19 protein-coding genes are annotated in these 16,565 nt (G+C 42.7%); 13 read left to right on the forward strand and 6 right to left on the reverse strand.

Annotation, left to right across the window (positions count from 1 at the left end):
• The first annotated feature begins 36 nt into the window (after positions 1-36).
• The 5 genes from ACVBDY_RS10495 (at position 37) to ACVBDY_RS10515 (ending at position 2,739) form a co-directional block, all read left to right on the forward strand.
• Complete coding sequence (locus ACVBDY_RS10495) at positions 37-384, forward strand: cytochrome C oxidase subunit IV family protein (RefSeq protein ID WP_447175435.1); 348 nt, start codon at positions 37-39, stop codon at positions 382-384.
• 124 nt (positions 385-508) lie between these two features.
• The gene (locus tag ACVBDY_RS10500; protein WP_447175436.1) at positions 509-1,180 is read left to right on the forward strand and encodes a hypothetical protein; all 672 of its coding nucleotides are present in this window, start codon (positions 509-511) and stop codon (positions 1,178-1,180) included.
• 69 nt (positions 1,181-1,249) lie between these two features.
• Complete coding sequence (locus ACVBDY_RS10505) at positions 1,250-1,939, forward strand: SCO family protein (RefSeq protein ID WP_447175437.1); 690 nt, start codon at positions 1,250-1,252, stop codon at positions 1,937-1,939.
• 11 nt (positions 1,940-1,950) lie between these two features.
• Positions 1,951-2,481, forward strand: coding sequence for a DUF420 domain-containing protein (locus ACVBDY_RS10510; RefSeq protein WP_447175438.1), 531 nt, complete (start codon positions 1,951-1,953; stop codon positions 2,479-2,481).
• Positions 2,482-2,523: 42 nt separating this feature from the next.
• Positions 2,524-2,739 carry a CAMCR motif-containing small membrane protein gene (locus tag ACVBDY_RS10515; protein WP_447175518.1) on the forward strand — a complete coding sequence of 72 codons (216 nt, stop codon included), beginning with the start codon at positions 2,524-2,526 and terminating at the stop codon, positions 2,737-2,739.
• 102 nt (positions 2,740-2,841) lie between these two features.
• On the opposite strand, the gene ACVBDY_RS10520 is transcribed toward ACVBDY_RS10515, so the two are convergent.
• Positions 2,842-3,252 (reverse strand): BrxA/BrxB family bacilliredoxin, encoded by a 411-nt coding sequence (locus ACVBDY_RS10520; RefSeq protein ID WP_447175439.1) that lies wholly within the window; start codon positions 3,250-3,252, stop codon positions 2,842-2,844.
• A 219-nt stretch (positions 3,253-3,471) separates the two neighbouring features.
• On the opposite strand from ACVBDY_RS10520, the gene ACVBDY_RS10525 reads away from it, so the two are divergent.
• From ACVBDY_RS10525 to ACVBDY_RS10535, 3 genes are read left to right on the forward strand one after another with little or no spacing between them, the layout of a single operon-like run.
• Positions 3,472-4,053, forward strand: a complete 582-nt coding sequence (locus tag ACVBDY_RS10525) for a HupE/UreJ family protein (RefSeq protein WP_447175440.1) — start codon at positions 3,472-3,474, stop codon at positions 4,051-4,053.
• A 1-nt stretch (position 4,054) separates the two neighbouring features.
• Positions 4,055-4,486 (forward strand): deoxycytidylate deaminase, encoded by a 432-nt coding sequence (locus ACVBDY_RS10530; RefSeq protein ID WP_447175441.1) that lies wholly within the window; start codon positions 4,055-4,057, stop codon positions 4,484-4,486.
• Between the two features lie 10 nt (positions 4,487-4,496).
• Positions 4,497-6,140: a S41 family peptidase gene (locus ACVBDY_RS10535; RefSeq protein WP_447175442.1), complete on the forward strand. Its 1,644-nt coding sequence runs from the start codon at positions 4,497-4,499 to the stop codon at positions 6,138-6,140.
• A 5-nt stretch (positions 6,141-6,145) separates the two neighbouring features.
• Here ACVBDY_RS10535 and ACVBDY_RS10540 read toward each other — a convergent pair whose 3' ends face one another.
• The 4 genes from ACVBDY_RS10540 to ACVBDY_RS10555 all read right to left on the reverse strand — a co-directional run bounded on the left by ACVBDY_RS10540 (position 6,146) and on the right by ACVBDY_RS10555 (position 8,567).
• Positions 6,146-6,748 carry an FAD-dependent oxidoreductase gene (locus ACVBDY_RS10540; protein WP_447175443.1) on the reverse strand — a complete coding sequence of 201 codons (603 nt, stop codon included), beginning with the start codon at positions 6,746-6,748 and terminating at the stop codon, positions 6,146-6,148.
• The gene (locus tag ACVBDY_RS10545; protein WP_447175444.1) at positions 6,748-6,951 is read right to left on the reverse strand and encodes a hypothetical protein; all 204 of its coding nucleotides are present in this window, start codon (positions 6,949-6,951) and stop codon (positions 6,748-6,750) included. The genes ACVBDY_RS10540 and ACVBDY_RS10545 overlap by 1 nt, the downstream gene beginning before the upstream one ends.
• A 106-nt stretch (positions 6,952-7,057) precedes the next feature.
• Positions 7,058-7,630: a MarC family protein gene (locus ACVBDY_RS10550; protein ID WP_447175445.1), complete on the reverse strand. Its 573-nt coding sequence runs from the start codon at positions 7,628-7,630 to the stop codon at positions 7,058-7,060.
• 145 nt (positions 7,631-7,775) lie between these two features.
• Positions 7,776-8,567 carry a glycerophosphodiester phosphodiesterase gene (locus tag ACVBDY_RS10555; RefSeq protein WP_447175446.1) on the reverse strand — a complete coding sequence of 264 codons (792 nt, stop codon included), beginning with the start codon at positions 8,565-8,567 and terminating at the stop codon, positions 7,776-7,778.
• Between the two features lie 167 nt (positions 8,568-8,734).
• Between ACVBDY_RS10555 and ACVBDY_RS10560 the strand changes: the two genes are divergently transcribed.
• The 5 genes from ACVBDY_RS10560 (at position 8,735) to ACVBDY_RS10580 (ending at position 15,172) form a co-directional block, all read left to right on the forward strand.
• Positions 8,735-9,304, forward strand: a complete 570-nt coding sequence (locus ACVBDY_RS10560; RefSeq protein WP_447175447.1) for a DUF3109 family protein — start codon at positions 8,735-8,737, stop codon at positions 9,302-9,304.
• Between the two features lie 371 nt (positions 9,305-9,675).
• The gene (locus tag ACVBDY_RS10565) at positions 9,676-10,662 is read left to right on the forward strand and encodes a ribonucleotide-diphosphate reductase subunit beta (protein ID WP_447175448.1); all 987 of its coding nucleotides are present in this window, start codon (positions 9,676-9,678) and stop codon (positions 10,660-10,662) included.
• A gap of 54 nt (positions 10,663-10,716) precedes the next feature.
• Positions 10,717-13,164 carry a ribonucleoside-diphosphate reductase subunit alpha gene (locus ACVBDY_RS10570; RefSeq protein WP_447175449.1) on the forward strand — a complete coding sequence of 816 codons (2,448 nt, stop codon included), beginning with the start codon at positions 10,717-10,719 and terminating at the stop codon, positions 13,162-13,164.
• Positions 13,165-13,316: 152 nt separating this feature from the next.
• Positions 13,317-13,826 carry an RDD family protein gene (locus ACVBDY_RS10575; RefSeq protein WP_447175450.1) on the forward strand — a complete coding sequence of 170 codons (510 nt, stop codon included), beginning with the start codon at positions 13,317-13,319 and terminating at the stop codon, positions 13,824-13,826.
• Positions 13,826-15,172, forward strand: coding sequence for a deoxyguanosinetriphosphate triphosphohydrolase (locus ACVBDY_RS10580; RefSeq protein WP_447175519.1), 1,347 nt, complete (start codon positions 13,826-13,828; stop codon positions 15,170-15,172). Before ACVBDY_RS10575 ends, ACVBDY_RS10580 begins: the two co-directional genes overlap by 1 nt.
• A gap of 3 nt (positions 15,173-15,175) precedes the next feature.
• On the opposite strand, the gene ACVBDY_RS10585 is transcribed toward ACVBDY_RS10580, so the two are convergent.
• Entirely contained in the window at positions 15,176-16,261 is a 1,086-nt protein-coding gene (locus tag ACVBDY_RS10585) for an alpha/beta fold hydrolase (RefSeq protein ID WP_447175451.1), read from the reverse strand.
• Between the last annotated feature and the right edge of the window lie 304 nt (positions 16,262-16,565).

The raw sequence follows: 16,565 nt of genomic DNA on the forward strand, positions 1-16,565 counted from the left end.
TCCTGGAAAGGGTTTCAGAAAATATATAATTTGAAAATGGCACACGCACACGCATCTAACGTAAAGAGAATATGGACGGTATTTGTTATATTGTCCGTGATAACTATAGTGGAAGTAGCTCTTGGTATTGTAAGGCCGGAGTGGTCTATGGCTCATATTATCGGGATGAAGATTCTCAACTGGATATTTATTATCCTTACTATAGTTAAGGCATATTACATCGCCTGGGCCTTCATGCACCTCGAGGGAGAAAAGGGAGCTTTCAGGTGGTCTATTGTTCTGCCGCTTCTGATTCTTATTCCTTACCTCGCATTTATATTGCTGACTGAAGGAAGCTACGTTCACGATGTGCTTAGTGATGGTTTTGTAAGTTGGGATTTCTAAACCATATTTAACAATATTAAGAAGGCGGTTTTGAACCGTCTTTTTTATTTTTGTAACACCTTTATAGAGTAGTCCTCGAAAGAGAAGATATTACACTTGACAGGTTCTTTAATTGATGTCGCGGATGAAAAAGTATATAGTTCTCGGAGTGTTGTTTATCCTTCCTATTATAGCATATCTGTTTTTTGCTTCGGGGGTAAATAATTTCGTGAAATTACCGGTGCTGACTAAGAATGTCGAAGAGGTGTCTGCTTTTTATTCTTTAGAGGGTGATGAGGTAAGGCTGAAAGACAAAATAACAGTGCTTGGTTTTCTGGGAAAACATCCGGAAAAGATGAAGGGGAATGCCTTTAACATCAACCAGAAGATATACAAGAGATTCTATCAGTTTTCCGACTTTCAGTTTGTTATGATTCTTCCCGAAGGTAAGGAGAAGGAAGCGGAAGAATTAAAAAAAGAACTGTCCCCTCTTACCGATATGGTGAACTGGAATTTCCTCTTTGGAAAAGACAGTGATATAAAGGGGCTTTTTCATAGTCTGCAGAGCAATGTTTCCCTGGATGAGAACATGAGTACTCCGCTCGTATTTATCGTAGATCGCGAACGCAATCTGAGAGGCAGGAAAAAAGATGATGATTCCGGTCATGTTCTTTATGGCTTTGATGCCACATCGGTAGCGGAACTCAACGATAAGATGATAGACGACATAAAAATATTGCTCGCGGAATACCGTCTGGAGTTGAAAAAAAACAATACCACTAATAAACGGGATTCTTATCTTAAGAAATTAAAATGACGATTAACAAAGTCCATTGGGCTGTTGTGGCAAAGGCCTGTTATGTTTAATAGAAAAAAGTGAAGTTCGATGAAAGGTAATTATACATATGTCTGGGTTTCTCTTGTTATTCTTGTCTTCGGTATTATTTTTATCCCCAAAATAATAGACCGGGTGAAAGATGGCGATGTGGTGGACAGTGACCGTCATAAAATAGGTGAAGGGCATAAAGGTGCCGGGATAGAAGAACTGGTAGTCGTAGGGGAGGTCCCTCCTTTTGCCTTCACGGATCAGAATAATAAGAAAATAACTAATGATGATTATAAAGGAAAAGTTTATCTTGTAGAATTTTTCTTTACTACCTGCCCTACGATCTGCCCGGTAATGAACGAGAATATGGTAAAGATACAGGAGGCGTTCAGGGATAGTCCGAAATTCGGAATAGCGTCTATAACTATTAACCCCGAGAATGATACGCCAGAAGTATTGAAAGCATATGCGGAAAAGTACGGTGCGGAGCATCCGAACTGGCATTTCCTCACCGGTGATCAGGACGAAATATATCAGCTTGCCAATAATGGCTTTAACCTGTATGCGGGAGTAAATCCCGAAGTGAATGGAGGTTTTGAACATTCCGGAATGTTTGCCCTGGTGGATGAAGGGGGAAATATACGTTCAAGGATAGACAAGTTCGGAAATCCGATGGTCTATTATAACGGACTGGAACAGGAAGGTATAGACATGTTGAAAGAGGATATTGCCGTCCTGCTTGGGATTTAAAATGAGAATCTATGACGACAACAACCGTAGAAGAAAAAAAGTATAACAGGCTTATTCTTGTTCTGTCTATCGCCATACCCGTTGTGGTGGCCATTCTTTTTGGGGTAAAGATTCCTAATGTGGAACCGTTAACCTTTTTACCACCCATTTACGCAACGATAAACGGGCTCACGGCTATTTTGCTGGTAACGGCCGTATGGGCCGTTAAAAACGGTAAGATAACGCTTCACGAACGTCTGATGAAAATATGTATAGGTTTGTCGGCTGCCTTTCTTGTTATGTACGTGGCCTACCATATGACTTCGAATTCTACCGTGTACGGAGGAGAGGGAATGATAAAATATGTGTATTATTTTATCCTCATCACACATATACTACTCTCTATAATCATAATACCAATGGTATTGGTATCCTTTGTAAGAGCATTGGCAAAAAGATTCGACAAACACAGAAAGATAGCACGGGTAACATACCCCATATGGCTTTATGTAGCCGTGACCGGAGTTGTGGTTTACCTGATGATTTCCCCGTATTATGCATGAGTTAAGTGCTGTTTGGATAAAGAATATTAAAAAATTGTAGTTATTAATACCAAATATTACATATTCGTTTTCGTTCTTCTGTGGACCGTATTGCCCGCCGGGGCGCAATGTGCCATGTGCAGGGCCGTATTGGAAAGCGGGGAGGGGCAGGAAGCCGCGAGGGGGATAAATAATGGTATTATATACCTTATGGCTGTTCCATATATCCTTATGGGGATACTTGGATATTTTGTATATCGCAAGTTCCGAAGTAAATAATCCTTACAAAACCTGTTTAATTCCACAAGTGTAGAAAAAAAGAATGCCTGAAAAGTGTTGTTACTCTTCAGGCATATCTATTTTTTATGCTATCCTGCTAAATTAGCAGTGTTCGTTATATGCCCCGATCAGGTTGTCTGCTATCATTTCCGCAGGACGGCCTTCAATGTGGTGACGTTCCAGCATATGTACCAGTTCGCCGTCTTTGAAAAGCGCCATACTGGGAGAAGAAGGAGGGAAAGGGACCATGTGCCCTCTGGCCCTGTCAGTAGCTTCCCGGTCCACACCGGCAAAGACAGTAACGATATGATCCGGCTTTTTGGCATTGTTCAAGGATATCTTGGCGCCGGGCCTTGCATTTGCAGCGGCACATCCGCACACCGAGTTTACCACTACTAATGTGGTCCCCGGTTTGGCAATGGCTGCATCTACTTCTTCAGGGGTATGTAATTCTTGAAACCCGACATTGGTCAGGTCTTCTTTCATCGGTTTTACTAATTCTTCGGGATACATATTTCTGCTTTTTTTGACTTGTCCACAAAATTACAAATAATTTTGTGGACAAGCGACGCTTTAACAGTTTGTTTAGCTTTCCAGGTCAGCATCTTATCCAGAGACACACCAAAAATCCTGTATGATTGTGCTTTATTCTGGATTATCGATTATTTGCTGTACGGATATATTATTTTTATAAATAAATCGTAAGTTTGGGCAACCTCAAAAAATAGCTATATGTCACAGTTTTGGCTGTATTTTAAACTGGGGCTCACACATGTCCTGGATACCAATGCGTACGACCATATTCTTTTTCTTGTCGCGTTAACAGTACCTTATACCTTTAACCACTGGAAAAAGATATTGTGGTTGGTTACCGTATTTACCATAGGGCATACTTTGTCCCTTGTCATGTCCACATACGGGCTCATACGGGTAAGTGCGACCTTGGTGGAGTTTCTTATCCCCGTGACCATTTTTGTTACGGCATTGTTTAACATTTTTACGGCAAAACGATCTGGAATAGAAAAATTCGGACCTGCATTTTTTGTGACCCTGTTTTTCGGTATTGTTCATGGGCTGGGCTTTTCATCGTATTTTAAAGGGATTATTGCAGGAGAGGAAAATAAACTGCTGCCCCTGCTCGAATTTGCACTGGGGATTGAAGCTGCACAGGTTATCGTAGTGCTTGTAGTACTTATTTTAGGATTTATTTTATCTACTGTTTTCAGGTTTAACCGGAGAGATTGGATACTGGTTATCTCAGCTATGGTGATAGGTGTCGTATTGCCGATGCTGATAGAAAATTATCCGTATTGATATGTCAAAGAAAAAACAGGAAAAATACGATAGGGCTTATCTGCGGATGGCTATGGAGTGGAGCAAGCTGTCTTACTGCAAGCGCCGGCAGGTGGGGGCTATTATCGTAAAGGACCGGATGATCATATCCGACGGGTATAACGGAACCCCGACAGGTTTCGAAAATATCTGTGAGGATGATGAAGGATATACTAAATGGTATGTGCTCCATGCCGAGGCCAACGCCATTCTTAAAGTAGCTTCTTCTACGCAGTCATGCAACGGTGCTACTTTATACATAACCTTGTCTCCTTGTAAAGAATGTAGTAAATTAGTACATCAGGCCGGAATCACCAGGGTGGTTTATCACCAGGCATATAAAGATGATTCAGGATTACAATTTCTCGCCAAAGCAGGCGTTGAATTAGAACACATGCCCGATCTGGAGGAATAAGAGGAATAATATGAAGGATGAAAAGAAAATATGGCTTCCGTTACTTATAGCTGTCGCTTTAGCTGCCGGGGTGCTTATCGGTGGAAAGATCAATTTTAAAGATGCTCCCCAGAAACTCTTTTCATCCAATTCCAAAAAGGAAAAGCTCAATCGTCTTATCGATTACATTGACTACGAGTATGTCGATGAGGTTAACACCGACAGCATTGTTGATATTACCGTAAATGAAATATTGGAAAAACTGGACCCCCATTCCGTGTATATCCCTAAGGAAGACCATCAGCGGGTAGCAGAGAATATGCAAGGTGATTTTGTGGGGATAGGGGTGAGTTTTTATATGTATAAAGACACTCTTTCGGTAATACGGCCCATAGAGGGGGGGCCGAGTATTCTGGCCGGTATAAAGCCGGGAGACCGTATCCTGTATGCGGATAAAGACACGCTTTTCGGAAAGGATATCCGCAGCCGGGACCTGGTAAATAAGCTTAAAGGGGCTTCCGGTACACCCGTGCAGGTAAAAGTTTACCGGAAAGATGAGGACTCGTTGCTCACTTTCAACATAAAAAGAGCCAAAGTCCCTATCCGGAGCGTAGATGCCTTTTATATGCTTACTGATACGCTGGGGTATATAAAAATAAACCGTTTTGCGGAAACCACGTATAAAGAATTTAAGGAAGCACTAAATGTGCTGACGCGACGCGGCGTTAAAGAACTGGTTCTGGATCTTCGGGATAACCCCGGCGGATATATGGGCGTGGCCGAAGAAATAGCCGATGAGTTCCTGGAGGAAGACAAACTGATATTGTTTACCAAGAATAAAAAAGGTGAAGTGCGAAAAACCTTTGCCACTTCCAGGGGAGATTTTGAAAATGGTAAAGTATATGTTCTCATCAATGAGAAATCCGCTTCCGCGAGTGAGATCATTGCCGGGGCGCTCCAGGATAACGATAAAGGGGTAATTGTGGGCAGACGGTCATTCGGGAAAGGGCTGGTGCAGCGCGAAATGGCCCTGGGAGACGGCTCATCCGTAAGACTTACGGTTTCCCGGTATTACACTCCGACCGGGAGATCTATTCAACGTTCATATGATAACGGCATAGACGATTATTACAGCAAGTTCTATGAGCGGTACCACAATGGTGAACTGGCGTCGGCAGACAGTATCCATGTTGATGATTCCCTGAAATTTACAACACCCAAAGGCAAAATAGTTTACGGCGGCGGCGGAATCATTCCGGATGTGTTTATACCGCTCGATACCAATCTCGAAGAAGAAGCACTGAACTATATACTTCAAAACGGATTTCTATCCTACTTTGTATTTGAATACCTGGATAAGGACAGGAGTCTGTTCAGTAAATATGATGAAGAAAGCTTTTTGAAAAATGTTGTTATAGACGATAAGCTTATCGAAGAATTTGTGAGGTACGGACAGCGAAACAGAGGATTGATAGGAGTGGATTTTTCCCGGATCGATTTCTCCAAATACAAAGATAATCTCAAAAAACATATCAAAGCGACTATTGCAGAGCAGCTTTATGGAAGTGTGGCGCAGATCCGTATTATCAATACAGGAGATAATACCATATCTAAAGTGCTGGAAATAAGCCGAACAAGGAAAGAAACGGCTGATTATGCCCGCCCCATAGATTAAAGCTATTATATTTTGTCGTGTACTTTGCTGTGTTTGCCGTTATTCCATACGGTGAGAATATCCGTGGCCACCTGTGCACCGCTACCTGCGGCTATAGCAAACTGACTGCGCCACCCGGCCAGGGTTCCGGCTACATATATGCCTTCTTTTACCAGGTGATCCGTGTTTTGCAGTTGTTTTCTGTTTTTTTCGGGAGGAGATAGCCTGTGTGGGATAAGGTATTCGTTTAATCCTTCGATGTTAAAAAGATCGGTATATCCGATAGCAATTACTATGATCCTGGCCTTGTATTCCCTTTTGTTGGTTTTAACGGTGAAGTTCCCGGCTTCTCCTGTTACAGCCACTACCTTTTCGTTTTCTATTTGTATAACATCGGGATATTTATCCGTTAGGTGTTGTTTTCCGTCTTTCAGGATGTCCGGCCCGGCAGTTCCCGGTGCAATGCCCAGAACATTATTCAGTAAGGCGCTTTGCAGGTGGGAAGCCTTTTGGTGCATGATAATCCCGGTTTTTTTATCCCTGGCGTAGGCGGTATTTCGGGAAGATCCCAATACCAGGGCACATTGCATACCCGCAACTCCGCCGCCTATGACCATTACATCAACCACTATCTCTTATTGTTGATTTTGTCCTGTATCTTTTTGGAGAGTGTAAAAATGACAAGCAGTAGTATGGCACAGAGGGCCGAAACAACACCTATCATGGCTACAACACTATCCCCTTCCATTGGTGCATTGAAGTCTATTAGAGTAACGTTATAAGCTATAAGTCCAATGGCTGCAAGGATCAGTATAAGGATGAAATATTTCATGAATGCTTATTTGTTTTTATCGGAGAGACAAAGATACAAAGAATTCGGCACCCGGAGATAAGATGTGAGGGGACGAATATGTATGTAAGTCCGGAACAGTTACAGATCAAAACAAATTGGTCGCGTTACTGGCAAAAAGTTTTACCGCAATGGCAAGCAGTACCACTCCGAATATTTTGCGGATCACCCCCAGTCCGGATTTGCCCAGCATCCGTTCTATTTTCTTCGAAGATTTCAGGACGATGTAAACAAACAGGATGTTGATAATGATGGCCACTATGATATTCTCCACGTGATACTCCGCTCTAAGGGATAAAATGGAGGTCATGGTCCCCGCTCCTGCAATGAGGGGGAAAGCCAGGGGGACTACAGAAGCCGTTTCCGGGGCATCGTCATTGTAGAGCGTAATGCCCAGGATCATTTCTATGGCCAGGAAGAAAATGATAAAAGAACCCGCTACCGCAAAAGAATAAACATCAATCCCGATAAGACTGAGTATTTTTTCGCCCACAAAAAGAAAGGCGATCATAATAATTCCGGCGATAACAGAGGCCTTTTCCGATTGAATATGGCCCACTTTTTCCCGCAGTCCGATAATGATCGGAACGCTCCCGATAATGTCGATTACGGCAAACAAAACCATTGTCGCCGTAGCAATTTCTTTAATGCTAAAGGTCATAATAGCAACAAGTTAAAAAAACGATGGCAAAAGTAAGCATATCCGACGGATAAACGGAACTCTCCGGTTAAAAAAATAACCGATGGTCCTTCATCGCAGATAGGTAGGCATGTGGGGAGTTTAATTATGGATACGGAAAAACAGGTCAGTGTTTCTCTATGATCTCAAATAATAATTCCGGCTCATTGGTAGTAATAAAATCGACATCCTGTTGCAGCAGCCATTCCATGTCTTCCCGTTTGTTTACCGTCCATACATTTACCGTAAGCCCTTCTTCTTTTGCCTGTTTTATCCATTCCGGGTGTTCTTTCATGGTCTTTATGTAGTAGTCCAGGCCAAAGAAACCGTCTTTTTTCAGTTCGGCAGGAGAGAGGTCGCCGTTGAGGTAAGCGACATTGGCCTGAGAATCCAGGGCCATTACTTTTTTGCAGATATCATAATCAAAACTGATGTAGTCTATCCACTCCTGTGCTTTCAGCTTTTGCACGAGCTCAACGGATTTTGTAGCCAGTTCCAGGCCGCGGGCCTTGTCTTTGGATGGTTTTATTTCAAATATGAGTTTGGTGTGGTGTTGTTTCATACCCTCTTTAATGTATGCTTCGGCTGTCGGAATTTTTTCGCCGTTCGGGTGTTGTTTTTGCAGTAGCTCTGCGTATGTAGAGTCTTCTATGTGTATGCCCATAAAATCTCCGTCGTGGTTTACCACAAGCACCCCGTCTTTGGTCATCCATACATCAAATTCAGAACCTTCGCATCCTAGTTTTATGGCCTGGTTGAGGGAGGCAAGCGAGTTTTCCGGATATCCGGCTTTTTTAAATGCGCCACGGTGGGCAATTACTTTGTTTTTATTAAAGCCTTGTCCTTCCTGGGCAACAGCTTTCTCTGAAATGCCGGTTGCTATCATGCACGTAATAAAAAAGAAAAGTGTTTGTTTCATGGTTCGGGTCTTTTGTAAAAAAAAGCTGTGCTAAAATAGGAAAATAATCTTGGTTGTTTCTGTAATATGATCGCTAACTTAATGTTAGCTCAACGTAAAGAGTTAAAGAATAAAATACTTCATATATCCAACTACATACTTTATGCTTTTGTCCATATCTTTGCAGCATGTTTCAATTAGGAAAAACCATAGTGTCCGAAGAAGTACTGGAGGAGGATTTTGTTTGTAACCTGTCTGCCTGTAAAGGAGCCTGTTGTGTTGACGGAGATGCCGGTGCTCCTCTTGACCAGGCAGAGACCGCTATACTCGATGCCATATATCCGGAAGTAAAACCCTTTTTACGTAAAGAAGGTGTTGTTGCCATTGAAAGGCAAGGAACTTTCGTTAAGGGTGAAGACGGTGACTGGGAAACTCCCCTGGTCAATGGCAGCGAATGTGCCTATGTTATCTTTGATAAAAGAGGAACGGCGCTCTGTGCTATAGAAGAAGCCTACAATCACAAGAAAATATCCTGGAAAAAACCTGTTTCCTGTCACCTTTACCCGGTGCGGGTTAAGGAATACTCCCAATTTGCAGCCGTAAACTATCACAAATGGTATATTTGTGACGATGCCTGCGCCCTCGGAAAGGAATTGCAGGTGCCCGTGTACAAATTTGTAAAAGATGCCCTGATCCGTAAGTTCGGAGAAGATTGGTACAGGGAACTGGAAGAAGTGGCCGAAGGATTGAAAAAATAAAAACGAGGTTCCGGATTCCCGGTTCCCGTGATATGCTTCAGTATTATTTTATCGTAAAAAACAGAATTTCCATTTTGTCCTTACAGCGTTGTTTTTTATGTTTTGAACCTGGATAGTGCCTTTAAAATAAGGATTTTTTTGAAAAATCTTTGTTTTTTAACAGGAAAATGTTTTTAATTTAATTGATTGTTTTTCAGTTTTTTATGTTGTGACGGAAGGAAAATGCTGCGAAAACATTTCAACAGGGACTGTTAAAAACTTTTATAGGAAAGCATCGCTTTAGCCTTTCATTTCTAACGACATTTTGCAATCTTTGTTAGTCCCAACCTACCCCATTCAATAAAATATTAACTTCCTAAAAACGAGAAGAAATGTCCATTACTACAGAGCCCATTTTACAAGAGAACAAAGACAGGTTTGTCATTTTTCCGATCAAGCACCACGACATCTGGGAATGGTACAAAAAACAGGAAGCTTGCTTCTGGACCGCTGAAGAAATTGATCTGCACCAGGACCTGAATGACTGGAATAACAAACTCAATGAAGATGAGCGGTATTTTGTGAAACATATCCTGGCATTCTTTGCGGCTTCTGACGGAATTGTCAATGAAAATCTTGCGGAAAACTTCGTGAATGAAGTGCAGTATTCCGAGGCAAAATTCTTCTACGGTTTCCAGATCATGATGGAAAACATCCATTCGGAAACCTATTCTTTGCTGATAGATACTTACGTTAAGGAAGAAAATGAAAAAAATCAGTTGTTTAAGGCTATCGAGGTGTTCCCTGCGATCAAGAAAAAAGCGGACTGGGCACTGCGCTGGATAGAATCCGATTCTTTTGCGGAAAGGCTGATCGCTTTTGCCGCGGTAGAAGGTATCTTCTTCTCGGGGGCTTTCTGTTCTATTTTCTGGCTAAAAAAACGAGGATTGATGCCCGGTCTTACCTTTTCCAATGAATTGATATCAAGAGACGAAGGGATGCATTGTGATTTTGCCGTACATCTGCATAACAACCACCTTGTTGATAAAGTTTCGAAAGAACGTATCAAGGAAATCATCGTTGATGCGTTGAATATAGAAAGAGAGTTTGTCACGGAATCCCTCCCGGTCAGCCTGATAGGGATGAATGCCAAACTGATGACACAATACCTGGAATTTGTAACGGACAGGCTGTTGGTAGAACTGGAATGCGAAAAAGTATTTAATGCTACCAATCCGTTCGATTTTATGGATATGATATCTCTGCAGGGGAAAACCAATTTCTTTGAGAAACGGGTATCCGAATATCAAAAAGCAGGTGTGCTTAACAAAGATAAAGATGACGAGTCCCAGAAGATCAGCTTCGATGCCGATTTTTAACGGACGGTAACACAAATAAATTATGAAAAATATTTAATAAAAAACAGTAGCGGTATGGATGTAATTAAAAGAGACGGTAGAAAAGAGCTCGTGATGTTTGACAAGATCACTGCACGGGTACGAAAATTGTGTTACGGGTTGAATACTTTGGTGGATCCCGTAAAAGTGGCAATGCGTGTGATTGAAGGATTGTACGATGGGGTAACCACTTCAGAACTGGACAACCTGGCGGCTGAAATTGCCGCGACCATGACCACCACACACCCCGATTATGCCAAACTGGCCGCGAGGATATCCGTTTCCAACCTGCATAAGAATACCAAGAAGTCTTTTTCGGAAACCATGGCCGATCTCTACAATTATGTAAACCCCCGTACCGGGAAGAAAGCACCGCTGTTGTCTGATGAAGTTTACAAAGTAGTTCAGGAAAATGCCGAAGCATTAGATTCAACCATAATATATAACAGGGATTTCGGATATGACTATTTCGGGTTTAAGACCCTCGAACGTTCGTACCTGCTGAAACTCAATGGTAAGATAGCCGAGCGGCCGCAACACATGCTTATGCGTGTAGCCGTAGGAATCCATCTTGATGACATGGAAAGTGTTGTGGAAACATATGAACTCATGTCTAAAAAATACTTTACACACGCTACACCTACCCTGTTTAATTCCGGAACACCGAAACCGCAAATGTCTTCCTGTTTCCTGCTCGCCATGAAGGATGACAGTATAGACGGTATTTACGATACTTTAAAGCACACTGCAAAAATTTCCCAGTCTGCCGGAGGAATAGGCCTTTCCATACACAACGTCCGTGCTACCGGGAGTTATATTGCCGGTACCAACGGTACTTCCAATGGTATAGTGCCCATGCTTCGCGTATTTAACGACACCGCCCGCTATGTAGACCAGGGCGGAGGAAAGCGAAAAGGGAGCTTTGCCATATACGTAGAGCCGTGGCATGCCGATATTATGGATTTCCTCGACCTGAAGAAAAACCACGGAAAAGAAGAAATGCGTGCAAGAGACCTGTTCTATGCCATGTGGATACCCGACCTGTTTATGAAAAGGGTAGAACAAAACGGAAGCTGGACTCTGATGTGCCCTAACGAATGTCCCGGGCTGTTTGACAGCTATGCAGAAGAATTCGAGAAAAAGTACGAAGAATATGAAGCTGCCGGCAAAGGAAGAAAAACCGTAAAAGCAAGGGACCTTTGGGAAAAAATACTCGAATCGCAGATAGAAACCGGAACGCCGTATATGCTATACAAGGATGCTGCTAACCGCAAATCCAACCAGAAGAACCTGGGAACCATACGCTCTTCCAATCTCTGTACCGAGATCATGGAATACACCTCTCCCGATGAAGTGGCCGTATGTAACCTGGCATCCATAGCACTGCCCATGTATATCAAAGGCAATGAATTCGATCATAAAGAACTCTTTAAAGTTACCAAAAGGGTTACAAGAAACCTCAACAGGGTTATCGACAGAAACTATTACCCGGTAAAAGAGGCAGAAAACTCCAATTTTCGTCACCGTCCCATAGGACTTGGTGTACAAGGACTGGCAGACACTTTCATTCGCCTGAGAATGCCTTTTACTTCCGATGAGGCTAAAACACTGAACCAGGAAATTTTTGAGACTATCTATTTTGCCGCGGTAACAGCGTCTATGGAAATGGCCAAAGAAGAAGGTGCATACGAAACCTTTAAAGGATCTCCGATCTCGCAAGGCGAATTTCAGTTTAACCTTTGGGGAATAAAGGATGAAGAATTGAGCGGAAGATGGAACTGGACAAAGCTGCGTAAAGATGTGATGAAACACGGCGTGCGGAATTCCCTGCTTGTGGCGCCGATGCCTACCGCATCCACTTCGCAGATACTTGGTAACAACGAGTGCTTCGAACCATACACGTCCAACATATATACGAGAAGGGTATTGTCAGGAGAATTCATAGTAGTGAACAAACACCTTTTGGAAGACCTGGTAAACCTTGGTCTGTGGACGGAAGAACTGAAACAGGAACTGATGCGCGCCAACGGATCCATACAACATATAGATGGTATTCCCCAGGACATAAAAGAACTCTACAAAACCGTGTGGGAACTCAGTATGAAAGATATTATAGATATGTCCCGTCAACGAGGATATTTTATCGACCAGTCCCAGTCACTGAACCTGTTTATGGAAAATGCCAACTTTGCCAAACTTACTTCTATGCATTTCTATGCATGGAAGAGCGGGCTCAAGACAGGAATGTACTATCTGAGGACCAAATCGGCTGTAGATGCCATCAAATTTACTCTGGACAACAGCAAAAAAGCCGCTCCCGAACCAAAGCAGGAAGAAGTGCCGGCAGGAGTAGCAGCCATATTACAAAGTGCACCTGGAAATCAGCCGGTAGCGGTAGAGCCCCTGACCCCGGAAGAGTTGAAGGAAATGCTGGCCAAGTCCCGCGAAAGTGAAGACGATGATTGCCTGATGTGCGGGTCTTAAAAGAGAAAGTTTATAAAAAGATAATGAAACAACCCCGGAGAAGCTTTACCGAAGGCTTTTTCGGGGTTTTGAAATGCAGATGGAGAAGCAAATAGATCGATTGTTCCGGAGAAATAACAGGAATATGCACAAATTGCTTTAAATTATGGCCTATGCAAAAAAAATACTACTATCTTCCCGAAAAAGTATACGCCGGTAAAGGCAAACGCTTGGCCAACTTTGTCATAGATCGGATCGTGATCTATATATTGACATTTTTGCTAGGCATGCTCGCTTATATATTGTCCGAAGCATTGGGAATGGGAGGTTTTCTCCGTTTTGTAGAAAATATGACCGCTGTAGAAGAACTTTTATTCGGAGTGGTTGTCAGCCTGATCTATTACATGGCTTTGGAGAGTACGACGGGCAGGACTATAGGGAAGTTTGTAACCAATACAAGGGTGATTAACGAAAGCGAAAAGAAAGCTGGCCCCGATGAGGTTTTTATCCGGAGTCTCTGCCGTTTTATTCCCTTTGACGCCTTTTCCTTTTTAGGCAGTGAAGGCAGGGGATGGCACGATTCCATACCCAAGACCTATGTGGTGGACATTAAAAAATACGACGAAGAAAAGCAGATACGGGAAGGCCTGGATCAATTAGGAGCAAATACACAAGAAATATGATGCAGTGGGAAGAACTTTTATCCCTTAGACGACAAGGAGATAAAAATAAAAGATTACGCAAAGAACAGGAAGAGACCCGCCTCGGGTTTGAGGTCGATTATGACCGTATCATATTTTCTTCTTCCTTCAGGAGTTTACAGGACAAAACACAGGTGATCCCGTTGTCCAAAACCGACTTCGTACATACCCGTCTCACCCACAGTATGGAAGTATCGGTCGTGGGGCGTAGCCTCGGAAGGATCGTAGGCATAAAAATACTGGAAAAACATCCTTATCTACAGGAAGTGCACGGTTACAGGTTTAATGATTTCGGTGCTATCGTAGCAGCAGCAGCCCTTGCTCATGACATCGGCAACCCACCTTTCGGACATAGTGGAGAGAAAGCCATAGGAGCATTTTTTAAGACCGGGGAAGGGGTGAAGTACAAAGCAATGCTCACTGCCAAACAATACCAGGACCTGACCGATTTTGAAGGAAATGCCAATGGTTTTAAGATACTTACGGAAAGCCGGGAGGGTGTTCAAGGCGGACTGAGACTTAGCTATGCCACCCTGGGGGCATTTACCAAGTACCCCAAGGAGTCCCTGCCCAAGAAACCAACAAAGCATATTTCCGATAAAAAATTCGGTTTTTTCCAGTCCGAGAAGGAATTTTTTGAAGAGGTAGCTTCCGAACTCAAACTGCGGCGTACACGCAATGGGGAAGACGTGTCCTATGCCCGTCATCCGCTTGCTTTTCTCGTGGAGGCAGCAGACGATATTTGTTATACGATCATCGATTTTGAAGATGGCATTAACCTGGGGCTGATAGACGAAGAATACGCCCTGGAATATCTGATAAAATTGGTGAAAGACCGGATCAATACCGGTAAATACGGAGAACTGAAAACCAAGGAAGATCGAATAAGCTACCTCCGGGCCCTGGCCATAAATACACTTATCGAAGAAGCCGTACGGGTGTTTATAGAAAACGAAGAAGCAATATTAAAGGGAGAGTTTTCCACATCATTGCTGGACAAATGCAAGTACACTGCGCAGGTCAATGATATAATAAAACTGAGTATCGAAAAGATATATAAATCCGAAGAAGTAACCGAAAAGGAAATAGCAGGTTATGCTATTGTGGAGAAACTTCTCGGCGTTTTTTGTAAAGCCGCCTTGCACAGGTTTCTGGGGGAAGAAACCCATTATGATAATCTCATATTGCAGCTTATACCGGAAAAATATCTTCAGGGATTTACTTCCGAATACCAGTGTCTCCTCGGCGTGAGTTGTTTTGTGGCCAGTCTCACCGATGGAAGAGTGGTAGGTATTTACAATAAGATCAACGGGGGGCAGATCGGTTAAAGATCAGTTATATTTGTCCAGAAAAGATTTTACAATGTCAAAATAAGCTTCCCCGGCTTCCATGTTGAGGTTATGGGAGGCATTTGGTATAATGTGTAGTTCTTTCTTATTTTCCGGCACCTTTTTAAGGGCAGCGTAGATCTTGTTGGCCTGTTTAAAACCTATGGAATAATCGTATTCGCCCTGAACAACGAGGATAGGCTTGGTTATTACCCCGATTTCATCAATGATGTTCAGGTTGTTGTAGTCGGATGTATTCCGGAATACCCGGTTCACATATTCGAATTTTTGCATGGCCGTATCAAATTCAGCTTTGGTGTAATGGGCCCTCTCGTAATACCCGGAAGTTTTTCCGAGTTCTACCGCTTCTTTCCTGGCTTCCTCATTGGCCCAGTAGACATTGAAGCCCAGTGCTTCCGGAAATGTGTGCTTCAGGAGATTTACATCCTCAAAAAGCTGGTCAAAATTACTTTGTTCTATTTCCTGTAGTCTGGAGAGAATTTTCCTGTAACGATCTTGTTCTTCCGGATCATCCGATTTCTTCAGCAGTTCTTCGGCAAGCTCCCTTTCATGTTCGACAAGAGCAAGAATGGGATATACCCCATCTGCCTTTCCACTAACGCAGGTAAAGGTATTTATTTTCCCCTGGTGTTTTATCATATACAATAATCCGAGAGTACCGCCCCAGGAAGAACCGATGAGGTTGACAGGCCGGTTTTTGTATTTGTTCTTTAAACTATCTACGACGACATCCAGGTCCTTCACAAACTGCTCTATGTTCAGCATGGTAGAGTCCTTTTCTACATCCGATTTACCACTTCCCCTTTGATCCAGGTACGCAATCAGGTAATCGTCTTCCAGATACATACGATTGAACTCATGGTCAAATCCAGAAAAAGCACCAGGACCACCATGCAAATTGATCAAGAGTGGTCCGTCAGTATTTCCTACCATGCGAACATATAAATTTGATTTTTTAACGGCGATCTTAAATTCCGTATCCGTTTTGGTCTTTGTATCCGAACAGGCCAATAAGGCGGACATAAATAAAAAAAGAACGGGCAGGGGCAGTTTTGTTTTAAGTATCATAAAAGTACCTTTTTTAATGATCTTTTAGTTGTAAAAGATGGATAATCAGTCGCTAAGGTACTTAATTTAGATTGAAAAGAAGTAATTCCGGATCTAAGCCGGTGTTATGCGGCTAAACCGATTGTTAGTTTACAATACAGCTTTTCCTGCTAATCACTGATCACCTTTCTGCCGGGAGCATAAACATCTACGGATATTGTTGTTCCGGGCATAGATGCAAAAGTAAAACAGGCTGAACAGGGAAATAAATACACGGTCCATAATCGTATGGATTTGGTTATTTCTAAGATGGGGTTCTTGAATT

Source organism: Sinomicrobium halophytocola (assembly GCF_052983395.1).

What these genes read in the sequence shown, in the direction of transcription:
- ACVBDY_RS10495 (WP_447175435.1), top strand. Translation starts at nt 37, where the DNA reads ATGGCACACGCACACGCATCTAACGTAAAGAGAATATGGACGGTATTT.
- ACVBDY_RS10500 (WP_447175436.1), top strand. Translation starts at nt 509, where the DNA reads ATGAAAAAGTATATAGTTCTCGGAGTGTTGTTTATCCTTCCTATTATA.
- ACVBDY_RS10505 (WP_447175437.1), top strand. Translation starts at nt 1,250, where the DNA reads ATGAAAGGTAATTATACATATGTCTGGGTTTCTCTTGTTATTCTTGTC.
- ACVBDY_RS10510 (WP_447175438.1), top strand. Translation starts at nt 1,951, where the DNA reads ATGACGACAACAACCGTAGAAGAAAAAAAGTATAACAGGCTTATTCTT.
- ACVBDY_RS10520 (WP_447175439.1), bottom strand. Translation starts at nt 3,252, where the DNA reads ATGTATCCCGAAGAATTAGTAAAACCGATGAAAGAAGACCTGACCAAT.
- ACVBDY_RS10525 (WP_447175440.1), top strand. Translation starts at nt 3,472, where the DNA reads ATGTCACAGTTTTGGCTGTATTTTAAACTGGGGCTCACACATGTCCTG.
- ACVBDY_RS10530 (WP_447175441.1), top strand. Translation starts at nt 4,055, where the DNA reads ATGTCAAAGAAAAAACAGGAAAAATACGATAGGGCTTATCTGCGGATG.
- ACVBDY_RS10535 (WP_447175442.1), top strand. Translation starts at nt 4,497, where the DNA reads ATGAAGGATGAAAAGAAAATATGGCTTCCGTTACTTATAGCTGTCGCT.
- ACVBDY_RS10545 (WP_447175444.1), bottom strand. Translation starts at nt 6,951, where the DNA reads ATGAAATATTTCATCCTTATACTGATCCTTGCAGCCATTGGACTTATA.
- ACVBDY_RS10550 (WP_447175445.1), bottom strand. Translation starts at nt 7,630, where the DNA reads ATGACCTTTAGCATTAAAGAAATTGCTACGGCGACAATGGTTTTGTTT.
- ACVBDY_RS10555 (WP_447175446.1), bottom strand. Translation starts at nt 8,567, where the DNA reads ATGAAACAAACACTTTTCTTTTTTATTACGTGCATGATAGCAACCGGC.
- ACVBDY_RS10560 (WP_447175447.1), top strand. Translation starts at nt 8,735, where the DNA reads ATGTTTCAATTAGGAAAAACCATAGTGTCCGAAGAAGTACTGGAGGAG.
- ACVBDY_RS10565 (WP_447175448.1), top strand. Translation starts at nt 9,676, where the DNA reads ATGTCCATTACTACAGAGCCCATTTTACAAGAGAACAAAGACAGGTTT.
- ACVBDY_RS10570 (WP_447175449.1), top strand. Translation starts at nt 10,717, where the DNA reads ATGGATGTAATTAAAAGAGACGGTAGAAAAGAGCTCGTGATGTTTGAC.
- ACVBDY_RS10575 (WP_447175450.1), top strand. Translation starts at nt 13,317, where the DNA reads ATGCAAAAAAAATACTACTATCTTCCCGAAAAAGTATACGCCGGTAAA.
- ACVBDY_RS10580 (WP_447175519.1), top strand. Translation starts at nt 13,826, where the DNA reads ATGCAGTGGGAAGAACTTTTATCCCTTAGACGACAAGGAGATAAAAAT.
- ACVBDY_RS10585 (WP_447175451.1), bottom strand. Translation starts at nt 16,261, where the DNA reads ATGATACTTAAAACAAAACTGCCCCTGCCCGTTCTTTTTTTATTTATG.